At 35.6% G+C, this 25,286-nt stretch carries 24 protein-coding genes and 3 pseudogenes; 20 read left to right on the top strand and 7 right to left on the bottom strand.

The genetic code is table 11. The annotated features are described in order from the left end of the window. Positions 1 to 160: 160 nt before the first annotated feature. Genes MHI57_RS24285 through MHI57_RS24230 form a run of 12 tightly spaced genes read left to right on the top strand, consistent with a single transcriptional unit; the run spans position 161 to position 13,187 of the window. Positions 161 to 2,701 carry an ATP-binding protein gene (locus MHI57_RS24285; RefSeq protein ID WP_340978765.1) on the top strand — a complete coding sequence of 847 codons (2,541 nt, stop codon included), beginning with the start codon at positions 161 to 163 and terminating at the stop codon, positions 2,699 to 2,701. A 14-nt stretch (positions 2,702 to 2,715) separates the two neighbouring features. Further along, a complete protein-coding gene (locus MHI57_RS24280; RefSeq protein ID WP_289432528.1) occupies positions 2,716 to 3,606 on the top strand; it encodes a replication-relaxation family protein in 891 nt (296 codons plus the stop codon). A gap of 56 nt (positions 3,607 to 3,662) precedes the next feature. Further along, positions 3,663 to 4,001 (top strand): hypothetical protein, encoded by a 339-nt coding sequence (locus MHI57_RS24275; RefSeq protein WP_289432527.1) that lies wholly within the window; start codon positions 3,663 to 3,665, stop codon positions 3,999 to 4,001. A gap of 13 nt (positions 4,002 to 4,014) precedes the next feature. Beyond that, a complete protein-coding gene (locus MHI57_RS24270; protein WP_340978761.1) occupies positions 4,015 to 4,995 on the top strand; it encodes a conjugal transfer protein in 981 nt (326 codons plus the stop codon). A gap of 18 nt (positions 4,996 to 5,013) precedes the next feature. After that, on the top strand, positions 5,014 to 5,235 hold the full coding sequence (locus MHI57_RS24265) for a hypothetical protein (RefSeq protein WP_289432525.1): 222 nt from the start codon (positions 5,014 to 5,016) through the stop codon (positions 5,233 to 5,235). Between the two features lie 3 nt (positions 5,236 to 5,238). Continuing rightward, complete coding sequence (locus MHI57_RS24260; protein WP_340978757.1) at positions 5,239 to 5,670, top strand: TcpE family conjugal transfer membrane protein; 432 nt, start codon at positions 5,239 to 5,241, stop codon at positions 5,668 to 5,670. Next, complete coding sequence (locus MHI57_RS24255; RefSeq protein WP_289432523.1) at positions 5,648 to 8,209, top strand: ATP-binding protein; 2,562 nt, start codon at positions 5,648 to 5,650, stop codon at positions 8,207 to 8,209. Before MHI57_RS24260 ends, MHI57_RS24255 begins: the two co-directional genes overlap by 23 nt. After that, on the top strand, positions 8,206 to 8,640 hold the full coding sequence (locus MHI57_RS24250; protein ID WP_340978753.1) for a hypothetical protein: 435 nt from the start codon (positions 8,206 to 8,208) through the stop codon (positions 8,638 to 8,640). The genes MHI57_RS24255 and MHI57_RS24250 overlap by 4 nt, the downstream gene beginning before the upstream one ends. Then, positions 8,637 to 11,075 (top strand): CD3337/EF1877 family mobilome membrane protein, encoded by a 2,439-nt coding sequence (locus MHI57_RS24245; protein WP_340978752.1) that lies wholly within the window; start codon positions 8,637 to 8,639, stop codon positions 11,073 to 11,075. Before MHI57_RS24250 ends, MHI57_RS24245 begins: the two co-directional genes overlap by 4 nt. Then, complete coding sequence (locus MHI57_RS24240) at positions 11,075 to 11,704, top strand: hypothetical protein (RefSeq protein ID WP_340978750.1); 630 nt, start codon at positions 11,075 to 11,077, stop codon at positions 11,702 to 11,704. Before MHI57_RS24245 ends, MHI57_RS24240 begins: the two co-directional genes overlap by 1 nt. After that, positions 11,691 to 12,890, top strand: coding sequence for a C40 family peptidase (locus tag MHI57_RS24235; RefSeq protein ID WP_340978748.1), 1,200 nt, complete (start codon positions 11,691 to 11,693; stop codon positions 12,888 to 12,890). The genes MHI57_RS24240 and MHI57_RS24235 overlap by 14 nt, the downstream gene beginning before the upstream one ends. A 15-nt stretch (positions 12,891 to 12,905) precedes the next feature. Next, the gene (locus MHI57_RS24230) at positions 12,906 to 13,187 is read left to right on the top strand and encodes a heavy metal-binding domain-containing protein (RefSeq protein WP_251162690.1); all 282 of its coding nucleotides are present in this window, start codon (positions 12,906 to 12,908) and stop codon (positions 13,185 to 13,187) included. A 916-nt stretch (positions 13,188 to 14,103) separates the two neighbouring features. Here the strand turns inward: MHI57_RS24230 and MHI57_RS24225 are convergent. The 4 genes from MHI57_RS24225 to MHI57_RS24210 all read right to left on the bottom strand — a co-directional run bounded on the left by MHI57_RS24225 (position 14,104) and on the right by MHI57_RS24210 (position 17,077). Further along, positions 14,104 to 14,364, bottom strand: coding sequence for a hypothetical protein (locus MHI57_RS24225; protein WP_251162689.1), 261 nt, complete (start codon positions 14,362 to 14,364; stop codon positions 14,104 to 14,106). 39 nt (positions 14,365 to 14,403) lie between these two features. Further along, complete coding sequence (locus MHI57_RS24220; RefSeq protein ID WP_251162688.1) at positions 14,404 to 14,748, bottom strand: zinc ribbon domain-containing protein YjdM; 345 nt, start codon at positions 14,746 to 14,748, stop codon at positions 14,404 to 14,406. Between the two features lie 202 nt (positions 14,749 to 14,950). Beyond that, positions 14,951 to 15,289, bottom strand: a complete 339-nt coding sequence (locus MHI57_RS24215; protein WP_251162687.1) for an ArsR/SmtB family transcription factor — start codon at positions 15,287 to 15,289, stop codon at positions 14,951 to 14,953. A 27-nt stretch (positions 15,290 to 15,316) separates the two neighbouring features. Then, entirely contained in the window at positions 15,317 to 17,077 is a 1,761-nt protein-coding gene (locus tag MHI57_RS24210; protein ID WP_251162686.1) for a SulP family inorganic anion transporter, read from the bottom strand. Positions 17,078 to 17,655: 578 nt separating this feature from the next. Here MHI57_RS24210 and MHI57_RS24205 point away from each other — a divergent pair. From MHI57_RS24205 to MHI57_RS24185, 5 genes and pseudogenes are all read left to right on the top strand, one after another. Further along, positions 17,656 to 17,859 carry a hypothetical protein gene (locus MHI57_RS24205; RefSeq protein ID WP_251162685.1) on the top strand — a complete coding sequence of 68 codons (204 nt, stop codon included), beginning with the start codon at positions 17,656 to 17,658 and terminating at the stop codon, positions 17,857 to 17,859. A 148-nt stretch (positions 17,860 to 18,007) separates the two neighbouring features. Then, complete coding sequence (locus tag MHI57_RS24200) at positions 18,008 to 18,466, top strand: DNA mismatch repair protein (RefSeq protein ID WP_251162684.1); 459 nt, start codon at positions 18,008 to 18,010, stop codon at positions 18,464 to 18,466. Positions 18,467 to 18,539: 73 nt separating this feature from the next. Continuing rightward, positions 18,540 to 18,707: a YtzI protein gene (ytzI, locus tag MHI57_RS24195; protein WP_251162683.1), complete on the top strand. Its 168-nt coding sequence runs from the start codon at positions 18,540 to 18,542 to the stop codon at positions 18,705 to 18,707. An 806-nt stretch (positions 18,708 to 19,513) separates the two neighbouring features. Next, positions 19,514 to 20,179 (top strand): recombinase family protein, encoded by a 666-nt coding sequence (locus tag MHI57_RS24190; RefSeq protein WP_251162682.1) that lies wholly within the window; start codon positions 19,514 to 19,516, stop codon positions 20,177 to 20,179. Then, positions 20,176 to 20,406: pseudogene (locus MHI57_RS24185) on the top strand (DUF4158 domain-containing protein); the annotation flags it as partial. The gene MHI57_RS24190 and the pseudogene MHI57_RS24185, both read left to right, overlap by 4 nt. A 62-nt stretch (positions 20,407 to 20,468) precedes the next feature. Here MHI57_RS24185 and MHI57_RS24180 read toward each other — a convergent pair. Both MHI57_RS24180 and MHI57_RS24175 read right to left on the bottom strand, forming a co-directional pair. Further along, a pseudogene (locus tag MHI57_RS24180) lies at positions 20,469 to 20,804 on the bottom strand (recombinase family protein); the annotation flags it as partial. Between the two features lie 139 nt (positions 20,805 to 20,943). After that, complete coding sequence (locus MHI57_RS24175; protein ID WP_010731423.1) at positions 20,944 to 21,789, bottom strand: AraC family transcriptional regulator; 846 nt, start codon at positions 21,787 to 21,789, stop codon at positions 20,944 to 20,946. A 285-nt stretch (positions 21,790 to 22,074) separates the two neighbouring features. On the opposite strand from MHI57_RS24175, the pseudogene MHI57_RS24170 reads away from it, so the two are divergent. Beyond that, positions 22,075 to 23,340: pseudogene (locus MHI57_RS24170) on the top strand (DUF4158 domain-containing protein); the annotation flags it as partial. 198 nt (positions 23,341 to 23,538) lie between these two features. Next, positions 23,539 to 24,108 (top strand): cupin domain-containing protein, encoded by a 570-nt coding sequence (locus MHI57_RS24165; RefSeq protein ID WP_223254522.1) that lies wholly within the window; start codon positions 23,539 to 23,541, stop codon positions 24,106 to 24,108. Positions 24,109 to 24,279: 171 nt separating this feature from the next. Here the strand turns inward: MHI57_RS24165 and MHI57_RS24160 are convergent, their stop codons facing one another. Beyond that, positions 24,280 to 24,720 carry an Lrp/AsnC family transcriptional regulator gene (locus MHI57_RS24160; protein WP_116354207.1) on the bottom strand — a complete coding sequence of 147 codons (441 nt, stop codon included), beginning with the start codon at positions 24,718 to 24,720 and terminating at the stop codon, positions 24,280 to 24,282. Between the two features lie 132 nt (positions 24,721 to 24,852). Between MHI57_RS24160 and MHI57_RS24155 the strand changes: the two genes are divergently transcribed. Further along, complete coding sequence (locus MHI57_RS24155; protein WP_116354206.1) at positions 24,853 to 25,266, top strand: carboxymuconolactone decarboxylase family protein; 414 nt, start codon at positions 24,853 to 24,855, stop codon at positions 25,264 to 25,266. Positions 25,267 to 25,286 lie beyond the last annotated feature (20 nt).

Genomic DNA, 25,286 nt, shown 5'->3' with positions numbered 1-25,286 from the left:
TTCAAGAGAGAGGGGAAAAGAGGATATTTTATGAGAGTGTGGTGGATAGATCGGTTAGGATAAAGAGGTAATTGGAAGTTAGAATTTTGTGATTGGTAAAGAAATGTAATTGAGAAAAAAATATATTAGTTGATAATGAGTTTTTAGGGAGGTGGAGTATTTGAGGTATCATTTATTGCCATTTTTGATTCCGAAAAGTGGAAAAATTTATGAATTAAAGACAACGATGGATGCAAAGATTTTGTATTTTAAAGATGAAACAGCATGGTCGACAATGTTGAGTTTTCTAAATAGACCATGGTATAGAAGATTGATTAAGCAAGAATGGATTAGTTGGGAAATTATTGCCACAAAAGATGATATAAGATTTTTTGTTTGGGTTCCTGATGATCATGTAGGAAGAGCATTTAAAAGTAAATATTATGCAGAACATCCAGAAGTAGAAATTACAGAAGTTAACCCAACTCCATTAGATTTTAAACGCCCTCATGCAGCAACGAAGCTATTCACCGAGAGTCATTGGACAGTTCCCATCAAGACATACCACAATGAAGTTGTAGATACCCAAGCAGAAATAATTGAGTTTTTAGATGGATTAGAAGATGAGCAAGAAATTCATATGCAATTTTTAGTTCAGCCGGCTTATGGCACTGAGAGAAGTTTTAGAGGAATTACTAAACAATTTCATAAACAAGGCGCAGCGGATGAAACATTAGAAAAAGATAATGAGTTATATTTGTCAGCTATTGAGGGGAAATCAACTCGTGTTTTATCTAGGATTGGCATAAAGGTTGTTGCGTTTGGTCGAGATCAAAAAGATGTTAAATCTTTAATTAAAAGCGCTAAAGGTTCTATAGGTACTTTCTCTAGCGGAAGGCTTAATCAGTTAAAAGGTCGTGAATGGTGGTGGTTTCGAACGATTCGCCCTTTATTTCGATGGGAGTTTCAAAATCGATTATTTTCCATTGAAACTAAAAAAAAGCGAGTTATTTTAGGCACTGAAGAAATGGCCGCAATTATGAGATTGCCAAGCGAACGAGTGCAAAATAATAAGTTGAATCGTTTGAAAATGAGGGCTACCCCATTGCCAAAGGAATTAAAGAAACCTTCATTTGACCCGAATTTGACGATATCCCTAGGAGATCATCAATATCATGGGCATGAAACTAGTGTATTGTTTGATTTAGCTACACTTAGATATCATGCAGCATTTCTTGGAATGTCTGGTATGGGTAAATCAACAGCGATGTATAATCTCGTGGAAGATTTAATCAAATTGGATGGAGTTGGTACATCTATAGGTGGAACGGTTATTGATCCCCATGGTGATTTATGTCAGGACATTGCAGCACGTATTCCGCCTGAAAAGCAGCATCTTGTGAGATACATCAAATTTTCAGAAGGGGAATTTCCTTTTAATGTTTATGATGTTGATTTTGCTACAAGTGAGGATAAAATTGCACAAACGGTAGCAGATGTATTAAAACGAACTTGGAAGGATTTTTGGGGTCCTAATATTGATGACAATTTCTTAAATGGAGGAATCACCTTACAACGAGTAGGGGAAGCAAGCTTGCCGAATTTACAGAGGCTTTTAAGTGACCCTGATTATCGTGATTCTGTTTTAGAACGTTTGGATCGAGCAGACCCTATAGAAAATGACTTGTTCCTTTATTTTGCGAATTTACAACAGTTGCAAGATAGGGAACTTCAAGCAAAAACAAATTCTACTCTTAATAAGCTTCGTAAAATTACTTTATCAGGTGTATTAGGAAAAATGTTGAGAGCAAAAACAAATGGTTTACGCTTTCGAGAAAGTATGGATGAAGGGCGAATCAATTTATTGGATTTATCAGAGTTAACCAGTGATGAAAAGAAATTGATTGGCTCAATGTGTTTAACGTTTGCTGAATTGGCAGGGAAAAGTCGTGCAGATACACCAGCATCTGAAAGAAGCCGTTTACCTTATCATTTTGTGATGGTAGATGAGGCGCCAACGCTTATGGAGCATAGTACTGACGCTATCGAATCTTTTGCTTCGGAACTTCGGAAGTATAAAACATCTATTATTTTAGGGATGCAGGGGATTAAAGATCAGCTGCCACGAGAAGTTGCGTCAGCGATTTTCAGAAACTTTGGAACTCTTGTTTCTTTCCGTTTAGGAGAGCCAGATGACGCAGCATATGTGAATAGATCGATGACATCGGAAACATTAAAAGAATCGGATTACCTTCAAGTTGAGCCTTATCATGCATATATGCGTATGCAGGTTGGAAATGAACGAACAAGACCTTTTCTGATTCGGATGAAAGCACCACAAGAAGCATTTTATCAATCTTCGATTCCTGGTATTAAACAAAGAACGATTGAAGAGGCATTAGAGTATGAAAAATTAGCTGTTCCAGTGGTTACGAAAGAATCGGAAGTAGAACCAGTTGATGAATATATGGAATTAGATGTGTTGGTTGGCGATGGTGAAATTCCTGACCAAGAAAATGAAGCATTTCATGAGATAAGTGGTGAATTACATGCTTTAACAGAAGAATTAATGGAACAAGATGAGCAGAAAGATGAATCTGAAAATGATGGTTTAATTGCTGATGACACAAATCAAGAGGACACACCAAATCTAGAAGATAATCAGGAGAAGAGGGAGTCAAATGATAAAAAAGCGGTTAATATCGAGGATTTATTGGTTTAGGGGGTTAATGAGGAATGGTAAAAAGAATCGGAGATATAGAAGAACAATTATTTGTATCATTGCATGACTTGGTTTTTGTGGATGTACCGTATTTAGAAAAATACATCTATGTTCACCCTGACGGGACAGCTTATTCTAGACCGTGGATATCACGGCAAATGAACGCATTGCAAAGAGAGGGTTATATTAAATCTTTTCCAGTTGCTAAAGCGTCAACACGTGGAAATGACCGTTTAGTTTACACCTTAGATAATAAGGGTGTGCAAGAAGTAAAAGAGATTTTAGGGGAATCTGATTGGGATAAACGATGGACTGATCGTACACCAACATATATTTATCATTCATTGCAGATGTCTCATATTCAAGGTGCTTATGCTTCACAAAAAGATAAAGTATTTGCTTTTAAAGAATTTTTCTCTGAAAGGCGAGCTTTCAGGAATTATGGGGAATCCTCAAAAGACAAAGAAGGTAAAGTGAAGCAATCAGCAACTACTGTTATTCGGCCCGATGGTGCATTTGTTTTAGAACGCACGCTAAATGAGCAATCTATTCAAATTTTATACTTAGTGGAATTAGAAAGAAGTCGTCAAAGGATTGATGTCACCATAAATAAGTTACGACGCTATAACGAATATGTGAGAAAAGGCGCTTATAAAGATGATGTGGTTTTTGGTGATAATATACAACTTGTTCGTGTTTTATTTGTATCGAGTAACCAAAACGAAAGAGATCAATTGATGAGAAATGCTAAAAAAGCAGAATCAAGAGAAATCGAAAAAATTGGCGGTGCTTTGATGTTTGCTACTTATGATGAGGTTTTAGAAAACCCTTACGGTGACATATGGAAGGCTGCGCATTCTACTGACCAAGAGAAACTATATAGCCTATATAAACGTATAGAATAAAAAGTTGAATATTAATATTCAAAAATTGGAGCTGCACTTGAAAGGAGGTGATTCGATTGGGGTACAAGGTGAAGCGAGGTTCTTCATCGAGTGGTGATAGTACCATTAAAGATATGCTATTGGGCTTTTTAAAGCGATTAGTCGGATTAGTCATCATTCTTGCACTTATGATTATTGCTGGATACTTTCTATTTCAATTTGCTTATGATCAATATCCACCTTTCGCAGAAGCAGCAGATGATGTCTTAGGTTGGCTGAAAAGCTTTTATACTGAATATGGTATTTGGGCAACTCTAGGATTAATTCTTTTCCTTTGTATAGCTGTTTGGGCTTTAGGAGAAGAAGCCAAGAAAAAAGATAGTAGAAAGAAAGCCATGGAAGAAATGATGAAATAAAAAGGAGGGCATTATGAAAAAGCGAGAATATCCGAAAACGGTATTCAGAAAAAAAATGCTTAAAGGTGTGTTTTGGACTGGGTTTGGGCTTGTGTTGTTCTTATCAATTATCGCTATTGTCAGAGTGGGAAATGCAGGAGCCAATGAAACAAAAGAAGAGATTCCGATAGAAGCACAAGAGGAAGTGATAAATCTAGCAGCTAAAGAGGGCGGTCAAACCTTTGCGCAAACCTTTGCGTCTCAATATTTCATTTGGGAAAACACCGATGAAGCAAAAGAAAAAAGAGGGGAACGCTTATCTAAATATTTAGCTGAAGGATTAGATCAGCAAGCAGGATTATCTTATGAAGGGATGGAATGGAGCAGCACGTTATCTTCTTCACAAGTATGGAAGGTAGAAGAAACGAAAAAAGATGAAGCTTTGATTACACTACGAATCAATCAGAACTTGAAAAAGGTGATTCCACCTGACAAAAAGGCAGTAGAAAAAGCTAAGAAGGATAAAAAGAAACCACCTCAACCTAAAGAAGAAACATCAGGACCACACGAAAAATACTTTGTTGTTCCAGTGAAAACAGATGGCCAATCTTATGTAGTGCATCAAATACCTTATTTCGTGGCTGCCCCTCAAAAGCCAGACATTGCAGCAGACACTAAAATAAGCGAAGAAGATAAAGTGTTAAGTTCTGAATTGCAGGAAGAAGTAAAAACCTTCTTATATACCTTCTTCAAGGTATATACGACAGGCACACAAGAAGAATTAACTTATTATTTGAAAGATAATGATGATTCAGTTTTATCTATGACTGGTATCATGACTTTCAAAGAAGTGAAAAACCTTGTCGTGAAGGAAGGGGAAAAAGAAGGAGAATATATCGTTCATGCCACGGTTGCTTTTAGCGATCAACATTCTAAAGCAGAACTTGTTTACCCGTATGAAATGGAAATTGTCAAAGATAATCGATGGTTTGTAAATAAATTAAAGAATCAATAATTAGGAGGTTCATAGATTATGAATTTTGGAGAAAATATTCAAAGTTGGTTTTCAACACAAATTGGTGCTTTGTTTTTGGTAGCTATCGGAGCTATAGCAATTTATTTCTTAGTGAAAAGAGAGTTTTCTAGGTTCGTTGGATTTGCTATATTCGCGATGGTTGTAGGCGTATTTGTATTCAACCCAGACACTATTACAAATCTTGGTTCTAACTTATTCAGAACCGTGTTCGGAGGGTAATATATGAGACCAAAGATTCTACGAACCTATAACAGTGTATGGAAAGTGGAAAAGGTACTTTATGGGGTGCAAGACATCCCACTGCCGATACCTGTGACGTATCGGCAGATAGGATTTTTTGCGGGTGGAGTTGCCTTGGTTTGGTTCCTAAACAAATTCCCCCCTTTAAGTTTAATTGATTTGGGTTTGATTGAATACATCTTTTTACCGGGATTATTTGCCTGGTTTTTTACCAAACAACTGTTAGATGGAAAAGCGCCGCACCGATTCTTTTATCGGGCGGCACAACACCACCTTAGCCCTCGCCGTATAAACCGATATAAGGAAGTTTCAGAAGTGAAAGCTCCTTATAAATATAAAAGTTCTATTAGTTATCGAAAGCTTAGTTATCAAAAAAAGGATGGTGAAGTAAATGAACATCGAATTTCCCGTTAAATATTTTGAAGGCAATTTGGTGTTTTCTCAAGATGGCAGTTGTTGGGCTTATTATAAATTAGAAGGGTTTAATTACGATTTTCTTGCAACTGACGAGAAGGACATTATTTTTACCAAAATTAAAGCATTTTTTTGGCAGATTAACTTAGATACTCATTTGCTTGTTGTTCCGAATTTTCAATCGATAGAAGAGAAACATAATAAATTCAAAAAAACATTAACAGGTCCATTAAAAGAAGCTGCTGCTAAACATACGGATGACGCAGCCATCCAATTGGAAAGTATGTTAGGCAAAGAAGGAACAGAGTATTTGTTTTTCATTGGCGTAAAATTGCCGAAACCCGACAATGTAAAAAATAAAAAATCCTTTCTTCAGGACTTAAAAGAAGCGTGGAAAGAATTTATTAGCGGTGTGAATGAAGCATCAGGTCTAGATACACCTGAAATTATCGAAGATGAAATTTTGCGTTATCGTAAATCGGAACGACGTATTCATAATAAAGTTCATTCACGTATGAGAGCTGAACCAGTGGATGAATTAACAGTTCAATGGTTGATTAGAAGAAACTTTTATCGAGGGATTGGGAAAGCGCCTCTTATACAAAATTGGAGTCCAGCGTACACAGTGAATTATAAAGAATATGAGGAAGAGAATGTAACTGTTCGCCGCCCGATGCATCATGACATTTTACGTTTAACCGAAGGGTTGATCGATGATTCTCCTAAACGGAGCCTTTTATTAAAGCAAATTCATGAAGGTGAAGAAAGAGAAGGGCATGTCGCTTTTCTAACTGTTTCAAGTGTACCTTATGAATTAGAATTTCCGAATGAAGAATGGATATATGCCATTCAAAGCCTTGATTTCCCTGTAGAAATCAGTATTCGCACAGAAACGATGGATAATCGTAAAGCTTTATCAGCTGTACGAAACAAACAGAAAGAATTAAAAGACCAAGATCGTCACGCAAGAGAAACAGGCAATGATACAGGGTTGAACGTATTGGAAGGAAGGCAAGAAGCGCATGAGCTAGAAGCTCATTTACAAAAATCACGAATGCCATTAATTAAAACATCTATTGTTTTCGCTGTATCTGCATCAGATGAAGATGAATTAAAAAGACGTTGTGATACGTTGAAGGACCATTACCAAGATATGATGTTTCAAATCGAGCAACCTTATGGTGATCAGTGGCTTGCATTTAATGAGTTTCTACCAGCAGCTAAAAGGTATGTTACCGATTATGTTCATTTCATGGAGCCTGCGACAGTAGCAGGAGGGATGTTTGGAGCTACTAAACAATTAGGCGATGGAGAAGGCTTTTTTATCGGTTCAACAGGTATCTTAGACCAACCTGTTTATATTATGCCTAACCGAGCTGCACAAGGGATTAGAGGAACGAAAACAAATGCTTTATCAGCAGCATTTCTTGGCTCACTAGGTGGAGGAAAATCCTTTTGTGCTAACTTGATTACGTATTTATCGGTATTATCAGGAGGAAAAGCTTTAGTGGTGGACCCAAAGGGAGATAGAGATGAATGGGGCGACAAGCTTTATGATTTAAGAGACCATGTCAACATCATTTCGCTTTCTACGAAAGCAGAGGATGCTGGAAGGCTCGACCCGTTTTCCATACACGATAATATCAAAGAAGCTGAAACGCTTGCTCTAGACATCCTAACGTTCCTCACAGGTGTGCGTTTAGATGATTCTAAACGATTTCCTAAATTAACACATGCTGTGCGTGTGGTTGCCGAAGGAGAAAAGCCTTGTTTGAAAAAAGTAATGCAAACCTTGCTAAATGATGATGACGAAGTGGCAAGAGAACTTGGTGGACATATTCAGTCCTTTAGTGAATTATCCTTTGCACAGCTATTATTCGGTGATGGAGAGGGTCAATCATCTATTAGCTTAGAAACAGCATTAAACGTTCTACAAATACAAAATTTAGAGTTGCCATCACCTGACACACCTCCAGAAAAATACAACTTATCTGAAATGCTTTCTATAGCAATGATGCTTCCAATTTCGTCGTTCGCATTAAAATTCATTCATTCTGATCGTAGTATCTTTAAAGTGGTGTTACTTGATGAAGCTTGGGCAATCTTAAACACAAGCCAAGGGAGTCACTTAGCTACACGTCTTGTGCGTGCAGGGCGTTCTATGAATGCTGGAATTTACTTTGTAACACAAAATGCGGATGACTTGTTAGATGAAAAAATGAAGAATAACATCGGTATGAAATTTGCTTTTAGAAGTACCGACTCAAAAGAAATTGAAAATGTGCTTTCCTTATTAAATTTAAAAAATACTGAATATAACGCATCTATATTGAGTGAATTACAGAATGGCCAATGTCTATTTCAAGATATTTCTGGTCGTGTAGGAGTTGTTTCCATTAATGCTTTATTCCATGACTTATTCGACGCATTCGATACAAGACCACCTGCTGAAAGGGTTTCGGAGGAAATAGAAGAAAATGAGGTTATACAAGAAAAGAATAATCAACCAGAAAAAGAAGAAACGGAGGTTTATGTATGAAGAAATGGTTAGTTGCAGCAGGATTGACAACAACAATCTTCGTTACCGCAGCATGCGGTAACGAAGAAGTAAACGGTCAAGGACCTTCAGATGTAGCGATTCAGTGGGTAAATGCAGAAATACAAAATAATCAGCATAAAATGCTTGAATTATTAGATGAAAAATCAATTGCCTTAGATAAAGAAATTAAGGGAGATAACGAAAGTGAAGCTGAAAACTATAAGTTAACCGAATGGAAAGCTTCAGATAATCGATATTTTTATGAAATGATTTATGAAAATCCAGAAGATAAAAAAATGGTTACAGAAAGAATGGAAATCATCAAAACGGATGATGGCTGGAAGCGTACATCTTACAGTGATCTTCGTAATTTCGATACACATATTGCAGATATAGAACCGAAAATATTAAAGGAGCTGCATAATCAGTGAAAAAAATCTTGAAGCTATTGGCTGTCATCTGTTTAATGTTTGTGACAATGCAAGTACCTGTAGCCGCAGAGAGCTTACAAGATAATCTTGTTCCACAAGATAGAGATACACAAAGAGTAGGAGAGGTAGAGCTCGAGTATAATGAGCATCCACAACATCATTATGAGCTTGACACGTATGTTGATACATCTGGTGACTGGATGCCGTGGAATTGGATAGATGGCGCAGGAAATCAAATTTATGTAGCTCTAATGGAAATGGTTAATGCGGTATGGTTGCTCAATAATTTATTAGCTAATTTCACAATGGTCATTGTTCAAGATGCATTTGAACTTGATTTTGTTTCAAGTGTAATCGATCAGATTGGTGCAGCGATTTCTAATATCGCAGGATTTAATTCAAATGGTTTTATGGGCAATGGTCTTTGGCCGCTATTAATCACTTTTATTATATGTATGGTAGGTGCGTGGGCAGCTTATGTAGGGATGGTAAAAAGAGAAAGTAGTCGCGCATGGGGTGGAATCATTTCAGCTTTAATTATCTTTGTTTTTTCAATGGGGTTCTTCGCTAATTCTGCGAAATTCTTAGGTGGTATTAATGAATGGTCTAGTGAATTACAAAGTAACATTTTAGGGGTTTCAGCAGGTATTGTTAATCCTGGATCGGGTTACAGCAAAGATGAGGGGTTAGCTACTATCAGAAATCAGATGTTTGATTTAATGGTGAAAAAGCCATATTTGCTTATGCAATATGGAACTACACAAATTGATAGTAACCGAGTAAATCAAATATTAGAGGTTGACCCTATTCTTAATCCTGAAGATCGTGAAGAATTAGTAAAAGCAGAAGTAGAAAGAAATGAAAATACAATGATGTCAGCTTCAGGTATCAAACAAAGAGCTGCGTTTGTTCCGTTACTTTTCATCGCAAATACCATCATCGGAGTTTTTCTGCTTCTTATTTCAGGAACAATCATTTTATATCAATTAATCTTTTTAGTGTTAGCTTTATTTGCACCAGTTCCATTATTGATGGCTTTAATACCGAGTTGGAAACAAACAGCTCTTAATTGGATTATGAAACTCGTTCATGCGCAGATTATGAAGATTGCTATAGCTTTATTATTAACTATCTTGTTTGGAGTCTCCGCAATTCTTTACCGAGCTACAGAAAGCTCTGATTTAGGTTATCTAGGTATGATGTTATTACAAATTATTTGTTTTGTAGGTGTTTGGGCAAAACGAAAAGACTTGTTTGGAATGGTATCAACAGCTACAAGTAATATTCAAAGTAGTACCGGTCAAACATTAAACAATTACAGAAATCGCTTTAATCAAGCCAAGAATAATTTACGTAGAGGTAAAGAGTTAATGAACGGCGAGAAGAGTCCTTTACCTTTAGCGAACCGCAAAACAGGACTTAAACCACAGCCCCATATTGGTAAGCTAGACGAACAACAATTAGCTGAACGTAAAAAGGCATTAGTTGAAACAAAAGACCGTATTTCAGCTGCAGCAAGAAGTATGACTCTTGCTAACCGTAGTGATCAAGAGTTTCAAGAAGGAAAAGAAACGTATAAAAACCAACTCCATAATCGACCAGACATCGCAAATGCCCCAACTAATCAAGAAGAGCTTATGGACCGTCAGATTGATTCTAATAGCCAAGATAAGAGTAATGATAATGTAACGAATATAGATGATTTACGACGTCGCCGTATGGGTTCAGGCAATACAATCCCATTAGTGAATAGATATCCTGAAAAGCCTGCGGATAAAGAAACAGCGTCTACACTCGAAGGTATGGATATTAATGATCGTCAACAGTCAGAGCGTAATGTCAATCATCAAAATATGCGCGAACATACAGACAAAATTCAAGAGAAGCAGCAATCAAATCTTGCCGAACGTCGAACACTTCAAAATGACACAGATAAACAGACCGCTCAAGAAGTGATTAATCGAAATCAATCTACTCATGACAATGATGTTAAGAACATTCAAAACACAGTGAATCGTGACCGTATCACACAAGAAAGCAACGTTTCTAACGAAACGGTCAATCGTAATTTAATGAATAACGAAAATACACAAAGAAATATTAGTGAGGCTGTTAATCGACAAATCACTAATAACGAACAGATAAATCAAAACTTCAATGAAACAGTTAATCGAAACATCACAAATAATGAAAGTACGCAAAGAAATATCAATGAGACATTTAATCGAAATCACATCACCAATGAGAACAATGCAAGTACTCAACAAACAACATCAAACGGAGCAAGACGAGTTAGTAAAATGACAGCTGAAGCAATTCAGACAATCATTAATCGAGCAAAGAATGACGATAAACCATTAACTAAATGGGAAGCCGAACAAGTAGCTGAATGGAGAAAGAAACAAGGTAATCAAGAGAATGAAGGAGGTAACTAATGTTTGGATGGGATTTTGAACACAGTAAAAGAGATCGTGTGAAACTGTTTATATTTACCCTTTCCATTTTCCTTGTCGTGGGCTTTACCACATATTTTTTTCTCAACAAAATGGCAGTAGATTCAGCGCAATCAGAAGAGGTAGTCGAATCAGTGGAAAACACTGATTCTGGCTCTTCATCAGCCGTTCAAGATACAGAAAATGACGAAGAATCAACAACAGCAACTAAGACATACAACCAAACAGAGCAATTCTCCGAAGAACAAATGGAAAGGTCCAAAGATGTCGCTATAAAATTTGTAAAAGCATATCACACTTATAATGCTGAAAAGCCGATGGAGTATTTAGAAAATGCGCAACCGTTTATGACGGATGCTTTGTATAAGAAATTCGAAAAAAACCCTCGTAGAGAGCCATTAGAACGAACTTATTTAACGGTGGATGAAATAGATATTACACAAGTTTCTAACGCTAGCAGCATTGTTGTCCGTTGGAGTGTGATGGTAAAAGGGGAAGCTAAATCCGTTGATGGTTCTACTCAAAAAATAGAAGATTGGTATCTTGTTGGTTTGAGAGAAAATAACGGTGAATGGCTTGTAGAGGATGTGAATGTAAATGTCTCAAGCTAATGACCCAAACGACAATTATGAATCAGATGGCAGCTCGGCGCTAAAAAGCGCAGCTGCCACAGCTGGGAAAGCAGCCGCAAAGAAAGCAGGGCAACAAGTTGCTAAAAAGGCAGCACAAAAAGCAGGAACTGCCGCAGCATCACAAATTGGTTGGCCCATCATATTAGGGGTTGCAGCTGTTGTTATATTGTTTATTGGTATAGCTGTATCCGTCTTTTTCCTTTTAGCTTCTAGTGCAGAACAAGAGACAAAAACGCAAACAGGAGGGCTATGGGGCGGTGATATTTCGGAGTTAGGTCAGAATGAAATTCCTTCCGTATTTATACCTGTTTATCAAGCAGCACAAGAAGCTTATGGCGTACCGTGGAATTTGTTGGCTGCGCACCATCGAGTAGAAACGCATTTTTCAACAATCGAACCGATGATTTCGCCTGTGGGCGCACTTGGTCACATGCAATTTATGCCCTGTACATGGGTTGGATGGGGGCATCCAACTTGTTCAGGGCTTGGCGCAGGGAATATATCAGATTCTGATTTATCAGATCCTAAAGTGATAGAAAAGTATGGTGGGTATGGTGTAGATGCGAATAACGATGGAAAGGCTGACCCATTCGACATTGAGGATGCCATTTTCTCTGCAGCTAGCTATCTAGCTGCCAATGGAGCAGCTGATGGTAATTTAAGAGAAGCCATATTCGCTTATAACCGAGCTGATTGGTACGTAGAGAAAGTTTTAGGCTTTGCTGGTTCATATGTAGATGGCTATGTTGCTGTAGATGGCACAGAGGGGTTAAGTGGTGTAGAAGTAGCTGACATTGGGCGTCAATGGATTGGTAATTCCGAATACGTCTTTGGTGGTGGAAGAAACCAAAGTGATATTGAAGCAGGGCGCTTTGATTGTTCAAGCTTTGTACATTGGGCTTTTGATCAAGTTGGTGTAAATCTCGGGCCGTTAACATCAACTACTACTGATACATTAAAGAACCTTGGTAAAACCGTATCACTAAAAGAAGCGAAACCAGGAGACCTTGTTTTCTTCAATACCTATAAAGACGATGGGCATGTAGGTATTTATATAGGAGATGGAAGATTCATAGGTGCTCAAACGAGTAAAGGTGTGGCAATTGAAGATATGACAAGTGGGTATTGGAAAGATACATTTAACGGTAGAGTGAAGCGACTTTAAAGGAGGAAAAATCAAATGATTATGTCGACAGGGGATATTAAAGAAAAATATGAAGTATTAGATGTTTACCATAATTACATCACAACACCTGTAAAAGAGAACAAATTAATTAGTTTTACAAAAGAAAAAGACCTCATTTCGGAGGCATTTAATAAAATTAATTTGCAAGTGATGGAATACGCTGAAAGCATGGGTGGGGATGGAGTTATCCATATCCGTTATGATACTAAATTTTTTAATCAAGATAAAAATGTTATGGTTTCAGGATATGGCACTGTAATTAAATTGATTGATTAATAACTACTACGGAGCAGCCTTAATGGCTGCTTTACTATGTTTAAATCAAAAGTCATTTACATTTAAAAGATATTATCCCGTTTAAAAGAAATTAATTTCGCCACAGAGCCAATGAAGCGTTGTTAATTTCTTTTTTTGTGTAAATGAAAGGTTGTCTGCAGAGTGAACTATTCTTTGTAAAAGCGTTTTGCTGTCAGTACTCCTATATAGTTCTTTAATTTTTTAAAAATTATAAAAATATGAATAATTCCCTATTTGTGGAAAAATAAAATCGTGATATATTCTTAAAGAACAAAAAATTGAAAAAATAGAAAGGAATGGTCGAAATGAAAAAAATGCTAATAGGGGTACCGCCAGCAAAACGCGGATTTACAACGTTAAGGATATTCCAGTATTAAAAATCCCAATCTCTCAGTGATTTAAATGAGAAATTGGGATTTAATTATTCAACGATTGGGTAGTTATCTACAGTATCAGCTCATAAAAGTTGAAAGAATGCACCTTTTATCGTTGATTACATGTAGTCATAGATACACGTATTAAGGACGTGACTTGAGCCCCCAGTGGGTACAATTGATACTTTAGGCTTAGTATGTTTTCCATCAGGCAACGAGCCTATCTATCACACCTACCGCGCTAACGCTTACTGTCCTTGAAGTTTAATCTGGAAGAAGTACACTTCCACACTAAACTTCAAGGTTGTTTCTTTCTCCAGTTACCCAAGTCTATTTCCCCATACCTTTGGATACGTTGAATACTATAAGAAATATCAGTATATAATGTTTCCACATAGATAGAAATCTGGTCGTTTTTGTATCATTACATACGTTAGATACGGTAGAAAAACATACTGTAGATAAGCGCCTGATTATGGAATAGTATAGAAGACTGACTAAAATACCCTTTATTAAAAATTTTAATAAAGGGTATGATCCAAAAAATTTATGCCTTTTTTTGCTTCCCATTCTTTTCTTAGGTCTTGTTTTGATAAATTTATAGCTGTTTTATCATTTTCACTCTCACCAAAACCAATAATTTTTTTATCATCTTTTTGATCATAAGAAGAATACGCGTGAAATAATCCATTTTTAAGCTTAAAAACAGCTGTTCTTATAGTATCCCCGATTTCGTCTTTAGTTTTTATATAGTAGAAGGTTGATGAAATTTGTGTCTCCATTTTTTCACACCTTTTTCAAATGATACCCTTTAGAAACATTTATATCTTTTTAACAAATTCAGATTTTAATTGCATAGCTCCAATACCATCAATTTTACAATCAATATCATGATCTCCGTCAACTAAACGTATATTTTTAACTTTTGTACCTATTTTTACGACTAATGAACTTCCTTTTACTTTAAGGTCTTTGATAACTGTTACAGAATCACCATCATTTAAGACATTTCCATTTGCATCTTTGAAAATCTTTTTATCTTCACTATTATCATTTTCTTTTTCTAATAAAGTCCACTCATGAGCACATTCTGGACAAACAAAAAGACTTCCGTCTTCGTAAGTGTATTCTGAACTACATTTTGGGCAATTTGGCACATTAACCATAATTTCTTTCCTCCATTCATTATTGTTAATTCTATATGAGAGTTAATTTCAATTTCCTTTTTTAAAACTTCGTAAGAATAGCAATTACGAACTTGAAAGCGAGTTCCTTATATGATTATATCCTGTCATGATCTCTTGAATTAGATGAAATTCATTTAAACTCTTTTCAAATTTGAAGAAAAGGTTATCCTTTTCTTTTTTTCTATTCCTCATTATCTGTATCATTGAATTTATCTAACATTGTTATCGTATCAACAAGGTGATTATTAAAAATTTGACGAGCAACACTGAGCAACTCAATAATCATAGGATCTCTTAAGGAATAAACGACCCGATTACCATCTTTGGTACCTGTAACTATATTTTTTGCTCTCAAGACTGTTAATTGCTGCGATACTGCCGAACCTTCACTTCCTACAAGATTTTGAATTTCATTTACATTTTTGTCTCCGTCAGCTAAAAGTTCAAGAATTCTTATTCTAAGTGGATGAGCAAGAGCTTTAAAAAATTCAGCTTTAAACCGTTGCATTTCTAAGTTCAATTTATTTCCCTCTCTTTCTAGATACAATTAAGATGTCGTAACTACTTTTCCTTTTTTTTCAATGTTCTCATGTGCACCCGAAAAGACTGTACATTCCCTAAAAGCAAAATGTTTGCATCCAAGACATTTGTCCTTATTTAGATGTTCAAGTGCAAAATCTATTGCATTTCCAGTACGATCAAAAAAACGCCCTTCTCCTATATATTCAAATAAACCTGTTTTTACTAGAACGCTTTTAGGTTGAGGTTTAATACCAGATATCAATACAACCCCGTGTTTGGAAAAATCCTTTACGATACTTGATAAATAAGATTCACCCGTTGTATCCATAAAAGGGACTTTTCCCATTCTTAAGAGTAAAACTCTCGGTTTGTAGTTGATCGTATTCATTATTGAGTGCTCAAACGCTTGAGCAGTCCCAAAAAATAAAGGACCTTCTACATTATAAATACTAATTTGAGGACAGTCACGAGCATCTGTCACCATTTTAGATTCCATCTTTTCATGTTTATTGTTTGGGTTAGGTAGTGCCTTGACTGTTACCGTAATATCGCTCATTCTTTTTGTAAATAAAACCACTGCTAATAAAAGACCTATTTCAACAGCAACTGTAAGATTAACAAAAACCGTTAATAAAAAAGTAACAACTAGAACAAGTGAATCTTCCGTTTTTGTTTTTAACACGTGATAAAATACATGCCTCTCACTCATGTTCCACGCTACAACCATTAAGATAGGGGCCATACTGGCTAATGGGATACTTGAAGCATAAGGAGCAAGAAGTACTAATACTAACAAAACGACAATTCCATGAATCATTCCGGAAAATGGCGAGAACGCACCATTTTTGATATTTGTCGCTGTTCTGGCTATGGCTCCTGTTGCAGGAATTCCACCAAATAAAGGAGTAATCATATTAGCGATACCTTGACCAATTAATTCTCGATTACTATTATGCTTACTATTTGTCATACCATCAGCGACCACTGCAGATAATAAAGATTCGATACCCCCAAGCAATGCAATTACAAAAGCTGGCCCAATTAATTGTTGCACGCGTTCAAAGGTCATTTCAGGTACCTTAAAATGAGGTAAGGCACTTGGAATCTCACCAAATGTTGAGCCAATTGTGGCTATTTGATTAGGATAAAATATGCTGGCTATCACTGTAGAAAATAATAATCCTATTAGTGGTCCTGGAACCTTCGGGGAAAATTTTGGCGTTAACAAGACCGCAATAAGGCATATTCCAGCAGTTAATACACTATAAAAATTAATAGAATGAATGTGAATGATAATTTCTCTGATATTACTTAAAAAGGTTTCATGTTTTTCTACCCCTGTAAGGCCTAGAAAATTAGCAATCTGACCCACAAAAATAATGACGGCTATTCCTGATGTGAAGCCTATAGTCACTGGCCTTGGAATGAATTTAATTAATGAACCAAGTTTAAAAATCCCCATTAAAAATAGGATAATACCTGCAAAAAATCCAGCAATTAATAAGTTTTCATATCCATAAGTCATGACTATTCCAAATAAAATAGGAATAAAGGCTCCTGTAGGTCCACCAATTTGATACCTTGACCCACCAAATAGTGAAATTAAAATACCTGCAATAATTGTAGTATATATTCCATATTCGGGTTTAACACCAGAAGCAATTGCAAACGCCATACCCAAAGGTATAGCAATGACACCAACGACTAGACCAGACAATAGGTCTTTTTGAAAATTCGGTAAAGAATACCCATTATATCTCCCAGTAAAAAACCATTTATGTTGCATAACCAACCCTTCTTCGTTTATAATATTTGCATATCTCTATATCTGATTATTTGAATATATTATGATATGAATTTACACTGTTTCCTTAATTATGTCAAAAGGAATTTTTGAGGTGAAATACATGAGAATAGGAGCAAGGGTTTTGTTTAATAACACAATATATAAAATTTTATATATTTTATCCAACGGGATATTTTAAACATACTATTAACCCAATTAATCTCAAACGAACAATCGAAAAAGTACAAGAACAAAAAGTAGAACAACGGTAGAGTATGTGTCTTTTCTCTTTTCGTAATATAATTATTGCTTTTCAACATTGGATAAGAGACTACAATACCTGCTCCTACTGCTGAACGCCTATATAATAAACAAAGTAGTTTTTGAAGGTACTTACTGAGTGTTTTGCTTAAGTTAAGGAATATTTTAAATACCTATTGCACTTTTTGGAACTAATTGACTTCCTTTTTACCTGTGCTCTCATTATGTCCAAGCACCAGCCTAAGAACATAATTAATGGAAATAGGAAATATCCCCCTTTATAGAAAGATAGAATTACTAGTAAGGATGGTGGGGAAATGGACATAAAATCTTACAAGGATAAAGACGGGAACAAGGTTGTTATAGGTGATCTAGTTGAGGTCATTTATCATGAACCTAATGTCGAAAAAATAGGTAAGGTAGTAGCTATAGAAAAAATAGGTCACTATGTTTGGATAAACTTAGAGGGGGAAGGACATATTTGGATGCGGGGTACAAGGCATACTAGAAAATTATACTAAATGGGCAGAACTAAGAGGTGGACAATGTGGGCAGAATAACGTTCATAGGTACGTGGATGGATACATAGTTACCTGTTTGCCATGGTCGGATTGGGTAAAAAATTGGTTAATCTAAGGGAGAAATTTAATTGCGGATGGAGCGAATAAGTTGAGTATAGAAATAAAAAGAGAAGACATTATCCAATATGGATTGAAGGTACTTCAATTAGTTGGGTCACATTATATTTGTGAGGTTTGTATAAAAAGTGGGAACTCTTGTTGTCAAGGGTGTGAGCTTTTAAAAGACGGTTTAGGGTGCCAAAAAAGAAATACTAGTTGTACTGCTTGGTTATGTGGTTTACAAAAATTCTTTTTAAATGAAATTGAATTGTTAGATGAGTGGGAAAACTTATGGGAACAGGTCCCTGGACAATGGTTCCGTAGGGATAACACCCCAGAAACAATAAAAATAAAATCATTACTTAATCATGAACAGTTAGATAGTAAAATAGGAAAACTGATGGCTGAAAAGTTAGAATTGTTTGTAAAAGAGGGAGGAAATATAGATAAGTTAGAAAGAAAGTTGAACCTAGATTTTGATCTTAGAAATTCAGAAAACTTTATATAGAAGATAGTAAGGTCATGTAAATTTATAAATAAAATCATTTAGTTATATAAATATTTGAGGAGGAACTATAAAAATGGCGAATTTTTTGATTGTAAGCTTAGTCATTATCTTTATTATCTTAATATTAAGTTTAACCACTACATCGAAAGCATACCAATATAAACATACTATTGACCCAGTTGATCCCCATTCAGCTGCTAACAATTCAAAAAAACAAGAAAATGACAATCAACAACGATAGAACAGTGTATCAAACGGTTGTTCCATTTCAGTTTTTTTGTTTCCTTATAATAAAAAGAGCACAATAATAAAATTCAGAAATTTCCTATTACTCAAGTATTTCCTAATGTTAAGGAAAGGTTACTTTCGTTATTAGTTACTTATAAACATCATTCCTACATCGGCTCTGACAGATTCCGTAAGCCCCGAGTAGCTGTTGTAATTCACTAGGTCTATTAATTCTTAAATTTCTTTTTTAAATTTCATTAAAGGATGTTTGAATGAGACCATTATTAACTTTTCGCTCAACAGCGTTACGGTAAATATCTACTAATAAATCATTCGATACTAACATCTCCAAGGATCTATCATTTATTATAACCTCAAATATATACTCTTTTTTTAATATTATGTGATTTATCGGTTTTATTATGTAACATCCATTAAACGGATATACAAGGTTCTTATTTAAAAATACATCGTTGATAAAATCAACGTTTCAAGCTTCTTCAGAATCCTCTTACTACATAAAAAATTGGTTTTATGCAACCTCTATTTCCTGTATTAATCTTACAAAGGTAACCTAATAACGTTTTTAAACAACGCTAATAATGTATTTATTTACTGGTTTAAATATCTTTATTGTCATTTAACAACAGTAATGTAAGGTATTTTTCATATTATGGTTACTGTCAAAAAGTATACTTTATGACACGTTGGAAAACAGATAATATTCTGTGTGTCAAAAAGTGTGCTTTTTTATTTTGAAACATTTCATTTTGTTGATATACTTTTTGACATAGTTTAATAGTTTAGGAGTTGATATTTTTGAAACTAGGGTACGCTCGCGTTTCTGCTAAGGATCAAAATCCAGAACGGCAGCTTAAAAAATTCCGTGAACTTGGAATTGAAGAACGTTATATCTTTATTGACAAGCAAAGTGGAAAAGATTTTAATCGGCCGCAGTATCAGGCGATGCTTTTAATCATTCGCGAAGGGGATTTGATATATCTTGATGCACTGGACCGATTAGGTCGGGACTATGATGGTATTATTCGAGAGTGGAAGTATATTACACGGCAGCTAAACGCAGATATCGTGGTACTAGAAAATGAGACGCTTTTTGATAGCCGAAAATTCCGAAGAATGGGCGATCTTGGAAAGTTAATGGAGGACCAATTTTTAAGCCTGCTTTCTTATGTAGCCGAGCAAGAACGTAAAAAAAATAAGCAACGGCAAGCCGAAGGAATTGAAGTGGCAAAGAAGAAGGGTGTGAGATTTGGGCGACGTAAGTACGAGATTAATGCAGATTTTATTCGGGTGTATGATGAGTGGAAATCTGGATCAATCACTGCGACGGAAGGAATGAAGCGTCTTGATTTAAAGCCAAATACTTTTTATCGACGTGTAAAGGAGTATGAAAATCAAAGAAAGGAGCAGATACCTTGCGCGGTAAAGAACTTCTTACAACAGACCAGCGACAAGAATGGATGACCCCTCCCAATGGTGAATGGGAGCTTGCTACTTACTATACCTTCTCGCAACATGATTTGGAAATCATAAATCGTCACCGACGAGACTACAACCGGTTAGGCTTTGCTGTCCAATTAGCACTACTCCGTTATCCAGGATGGAGCTTAACTGATATAAAGGAGATCCCCGACTTCTTGCTTGACTATTTGGCAAAACAGTTGGATATTGAGCCAGGAGTATTTTCCTTATAGGCCTAGTGACAGGGTTCCTGCTGTAGACCGCAAAGTAACTTTGGAGAAGTAATAAAATCCTATTTTTTTAGTTCTTCAAGCTTTCTTCTATTGACTGCTCTGTATAAGGAACCTTGTGATATTCCAGTTGCCGAGACAATCTCCTTTATGGAATATTCCTCACTATCATACATCCTTAGCGCAACAGCAAGCTTTTCTTTATCCAACTTGGGTCTACCTAATGTTTTCCCACGCCTTTTACTTGCTTCAAGTCCTTCCTTTACTTTCTCAGCAATAAGGTTTCTTTCTAATTCTGCAATGACACACATCATTTGGAACATGGCTTTGCCTGTAGAGGTTCTTGTATCCATATTTTCTTTTAAAGAAATGAATTGCACCCCCATCTCTTCTAACTGGGGTAGCGTCAGGAAAATGCGGATTTACAACGATAAGGAATTTCCAATATAAAAAGCCTGATTTCCCATCACCTAAATTGAGAAATTAGGCTCTTTTTTCGTTACTCCATAAACAGCATTCTATTACTGAATATGTAATTTACTTCGGGATAACAGGGACCCAGAGTTCGTGTCTTGGTTTATGCTTCGGACCGTAATAACATTCTATACACGGTAAATTTGCAAGTTCATACTCGGAGGTAGGGACCCACTCGGAATATAAACGTTTCCATGCATCCACTATGTTCGGAAAAACTGCCCATGTACTTGCGGGAATAATAAGCGTCTCCATATTTTCTGGGGATTCCCCATCGTATCTTACGCCCATGAAATAGGAAAATTGTTCATCTGTTATGGCAGCTTCTTTTCCGCAAACCCCCAGAAGGCTTTCAAGCGTGCATTTTGGATTTTCCCATGACATATCTACTAGTTCTTGCATAAATCCATCTTTTTTCGCAGTGTTCCAAAGCGTAGGGATTGTTTTAAATGCTCTGCTTGTTTTTACTGGCTTACTTTTTCCAACAATTCTTAATTCAAAATCAAGGTTTTCAATTCTGTACTCCATCTCGGTATCTCCTTTAATAGAAATTTGAAAGGAAATTCTGGGAAAGGCTTTTAACTGTACCCCTCTATTACGAGCATTGGAAGGGGTTACTCCATGCATTTTTTGAAAAGCACGTGAGAAAGTATCAGAAGAAACATAACCATATTTAATTGCCACATCAATGATCCGAATATCACTTTTTTGAATTTCAAATGCTGCGAGTGTTAACCGTCTACGTCTAATATATTCTGATAGCGATATACCTGAGATTGAAGAGAACATTCTTGAAAAATGAAACTCAGAACAATTAGCTGCTTTTGCAATCTCTTTGTAGTCTATTTCTTCATTCAAGCTATTTTCAATGTAGTTTAACGCATTGTTCATTCTTTCTAGCCAATCCATAAGTTTACTCCCTTTCAATATTTACTTTAAAACAAAATAGATAATAATTGCCGACATTTCATGCCTAAAAATGTTGGTATCAAAAAATAAACCTTTTGATAGAATCAGGACAAACTATTTGTTTCCTTCCGATAGGCTTAGTGACAGGGTAGCTGCTCTAGTCCGCAAGATTATTTCCAATAAAAGTAAAGTTGTTTTTTGATAATTTCGATAAGTATTGTTGATAGCTCACTATGTCGAAATTTATACTGTTTATAAAATGACATAGTGAGAAGAGGGAAACCATTGAAGAGAAATTGGAATCAAAATGAACTCGATGAACATTTTAGTTTATTGCCAAATGAAAATCACTTAGTGCTAAGTAAGAAAACAAGCGCAAACCGTTTAGGGTTTGCTGTCCTTCTTAAATATTTCCAACAGGAAGCACAGTTTCCTAACAAGAAGCAAGATGTGCCCAAAGAAGTTGTCCAACATGTAGCTGATCAAGTAGATGCTTCGGTAGAGGACTTTTTTGACAACTATGGTTGGGGTGGAAAAGAAAGAAGTTATACGGAACATCGAAAGGCAATACGTAACCTTTTTGGATTTCGAGAACTTACTGCAAACGACAAACATCTCTTCGCAGAGTGGTTAGGAGAACAGGTTCAGTTTACACATGATACCGACTACTTGAAAAATCAAGCATACAGTTTCTTTCGTACGTGGAAAGTTGAACCTCCTTCATTAGGAAGTTTGAAGCGAATGATTGAATCTGCTATCGATCATTTTGAAAAGAATTTATATAAAATGACCTATCAACAACTTTCTCCTAAGACCTGTTCACGATTAGATGCCTTTCTTGAATCACACTCTGATGAAGGGTCCGATGGTTATTTCGAAGCTAAAATTCCTGATGAAGAAAACAACGACATTTTAACCTTTCGCCAGTTGCTATCCTCTCCAGGCAAACCAAGTGTAAGTACGATGGAAATGGAAATCAAAAAACTATTAGCCATTCAACATCTTCAAATCCCTGATGGTTTATGTAAACAGATGTCTCCTAAACTAGTAAAAAAATATCGACTACGTGCAGCTACCGAAACCGTAACGGAATTGCGTGCTCACCCTGCACCTATACGCTATACCCTTCTTGCCATTTTATTTTCGCATCGTCATGAGGAAGTCATTGATTATTTAGCTGATTTATTGGATGAAATTGCGCTAAAATTCGGAAATAAGGCCAAAAATACAACCCGAAAAGAAGCAGTAGAAGAATTAGAAAGAGTCCAAGGGAAAAATAAACATATTGTCAATTTATTAAAAGCGACCGTAGATAACCCAGAAGGGGTCATTCAAGATACTCTATTCCCTATTGTTAGCTCTGATATGATTCGGGATATTATTAAGGACATGACAAAAAATAACCGGGAATACAAAGAAAAAATCTATACGAAAATGCACGCTTCTTACCAAGGTCATTATCGAAAGTCCCTTTCTAAAATTTTAAACAACCTTACTTTTCGCTCAAATAATCAAGTTCATCAGCCGATTATCGAGGCTATCCAACTAATGTTGATTTAAAATAAAGTCTGCTAATTTGTAAAAAAGTTCGATAATTTATAATAAAGTTTGATTAAAATTCCTGTATCAATGCAGGAATTTTTCATTCCGCAATCGGGCCAGATAACGGAATAAGAATTAGCAATGAACTTCTAAATCCGCGGGACATATGATGGGTTTATAATCATATATCTTTGGAGGTATGTTTTAATGAATAACCCTTTTTATATGTATCCTTATTATTCGAACACTTATTATAGTAATGGGCAAATGTGTAATCATGATAATATGTTTGGTCTTGGCTATGGAAATATGTCATATGCTAGGCGCTATGCAAATCAATATTGGTCATATCCAAACACTCAGGGATATACTAGTTCCATATTAAATGACCATGGAAAAGAACCTTTTGTAATAAATATCAATCAGGCTGCTAAACAAAATAATACCTATCGAGATACTATATGGACCGGAAGTCATTTGCAGGTGACCTTAATGAGTATTGACGTTGGAGATGATATAGGGTTGGAAATTCACCCTAAGGTTGATCAATTTCTACGAATTGAGGAAGGTCAAGGACTTGTTCAGATGGGTAAGAGTAAAGATAACCTGAATTTTGTAAGAAATGCGGGTGATGATTTTGCCATTATAGTACCTGCCAATACTTGGCATAATGTAACCAATACAGGTAATATACCGTTAAAGCTTTATTCAATTTATGCACCACCTAATCATCCTTTTGGTACTGTTCATAGAACAAAGGCAGATGCCGAAGGTTAGAAATCTATAGTCTTCTGGAATCGGGCGCAATTATTGAATAAGGTTATACCAGAATCGGGCCATTTTGTGGAATAAGCAGGAACTCGTTCAAGAATTTCCATTATTATTTAAGCATGCTATTTCAATTAACTGTCTGGTAAATAAAGAGTATTGCTTTTGACTGAAAACTTATCAATCCATATTAATTTTTAAATATGTTGAAACTTGTGAAAAAATAAAATGTGTTACAGTATGTGCGATTGGATTTACTTCATCAATAAACTTTTCTGTTTTATCGAACGTTTCAAATTGCATTTTAAGCATATAACACGCACTTCCTGCTATTCGATAACAGAATTCGACGTTTGGAAGTTTCTCAATATAATTTTTAAAAGATTTATAGTCACCATTTTTAACTGTTGCTTCAATTATGCATTGGATTGGTAAACCTAATTTTTCATAATTCACTTCTAAAGTATATTTTTTTATAACTCCAAATGATTCCATTTGCCTTACCCGTTCTGTTACTGATGGGGAGGACAGATTCACCCTTCTCCCAAGCTCGCTCATTGATAGACGGCTGTTATTAAGTAGTTCATCTAAAATTTTTTTATCAATATCATCTATTTTCATTTTTAAAGTCTATCCCCAATAATCGTTAATTTTATAAAAGATTAATTTGATAATCGTTATAAATTTAATTTGTTTTAGTGATTTTATTTTTTATAATTAATTTGTAATTAAATATAACAGGGAGGTACCTATATGGCAAGGATTGTTGGATCTAATTTCGGGGAAACACATTTTCAGAGACTATTGGGGCATAATAAAGAAGTAATGGAAGGATGGAATCAGTTAGGAAATGTGTTAGAAAAAGATGGACTACTAACATCTGAATTAAAGGAACAAGTAAGGAGAACATTAGCCCAAAGTAACGGATGTGAGTATTGTAAGGCGAAAGGAAAACCTGATCCAGATAAGTTTAATGAAAAAACTTCTATTGCAGTAGGATTTGCAGAAGTCTTTTTAAAACAAAAGGGTGACATAGCTGATTCATCTTTTGATATTTTAAAAGAATATTTCACTGAAGAGGAAATAAGTGAATTATGTGCATTTATCTCTTTTACAACTGCTTCACAATATTTTGGTGCAATGATGAAATTAGAACCTTTAAATTAATATTCTATTCATTCCATTAT

This window comes from Cytobacillus sp. FSL K6-0129, assembly GCF_038007625.1.
In the GTDB taxonomy this organism is placed as follows: domain Bacteria; phylum Bacillota; class Bacilli; order Bacillales; family Cytobacillaceae; genus Cytobacillus; species Cytobacillus kochii.
This window is presented reverse-complemented; position numbering and strand designations above follow the sequence as displayed.

Bases quoted from the DNA above. Each gene is read 5' to 3' on its own strand.
- MHI57_RS24280 (WP_289432528.1), top strand. From the start codon at position 2,716: ATGGTAAAAAGAATCGGAGATATAGAAGAACAATTATTTGTATCATTG.
- MHI57_RS24270 (WP_340978761.1), top strand. From the start codon at position 4,015: ATGAAAAAGCGAGAATATCCGAAAACGGTATTCAGAAAAAAAATGCTT.
- MHI57_RS24265 (WP_289432525.1), top strand. From the start codon at position 5,014: ATGAATTTTGGAGAAAATATTCAAAGTTGGTTTTCAACACAAATTGGT.
- MHI57_RS24260 (WP_340978757.1), top strand. From the start codon at position 5,239: ATGAGACCAAAGATTCTACGAACCTATAACAGTGTATGGAAAGTGGAA.
- MHI57_RS24255 (WP_289432523.1), top strand. From the start codon at position 5,648: ATGAACATCGAATTTCCCGTTAAATATTTTGAAGGCAATTTGGTGTTT.
- MHI57_RS24250 (WP_340978753.1), top strand. From the start codon at position 8,206: ATGAAGAAATGGTTAGTTGCAGCAGGATTGACAACAACAATCTTCGTT.
- MHI57_RS24240 (WP_340978750.1), top strand. From the start codon at position 11,075: ATGTTTGGATGGGATTTTGAACACAGTAAAAGAGATCGTGTGAAACTG.
- MHI57_RS24235 (WP_340978748.1), top strand. From the start codon at position 11,691: ATGTCTCAAGCTAATGACCCAAACGACAATTATGAATCAGATGGCAGC.
- MHI57_RS24230 (WP_251162690.1), top strand. From the start codon at position 12,906: ATGATTATGTCGACAGGGGATATTAAAGAAAAATATGAAGTATTAGAT.
- MHI57_RS24225 (WP_251162689.1), bottom strand. From the start codon at position 14,364: ATGGAGACACAAATTTCATCAACCTTCTACTATATAAAAACTAAAGAC.
- MHI57_RS24220 (WP_251162688.1), bottom strand. From the start codon at position 14,748: ATGGTTAATGTGCCAAATTGCCCAAAATGTAGTTCAGAATACACTTAC.
- MHI57_RS24210 (WP_251162686.1), bottom strand. From the start codon at position 17,077: ATGCAACATAAATGGTTTTTTACTGGGAGATATAATGGGTATTCTTTA.
- MHI57_RS24205 (WP_251162685.1), top strand. From the start codon at position 17,656: ATGGACATAAAATCTTACAAGGATAAAGACGGGAACAAGGTTGTTATA.
- ytzI (WP_251162683.1), top strand. From the start codon at position 18,540: ATGGCGAATTTTTTGATTGTAAGCTTAGTCATTATCTTTATTATCTTA.
- MHI57_RS24175 (WP_010731423.1), bottom strand. From the start codon at position 21,789: ATGGATTGGCTAGAAAGAATGAACAATGCGTTAAACTACATTGAAAAT.
- MHI57_RS24165 (WP_223254522.1), top strand. From the start codon at position 23,539: ATGAATAACCCTTTTTATATGTATCCTTATTATTCGAACACTTATTAT.
- MHI57_RS24160 (WP_116354207.1), bottom strand. From the start codon at position 24,720: ATGAAAATAGATGATATTGATAAAAAAATTTTAGATGAACTACTTAAT.
- MHI57_RS24155 (WP_116354206.1), top strand. From the start codon at position 24,853: ATGGCAAGGATTGTTGGATCTAATTTCGGGGAAACACATTTTCAGAGA.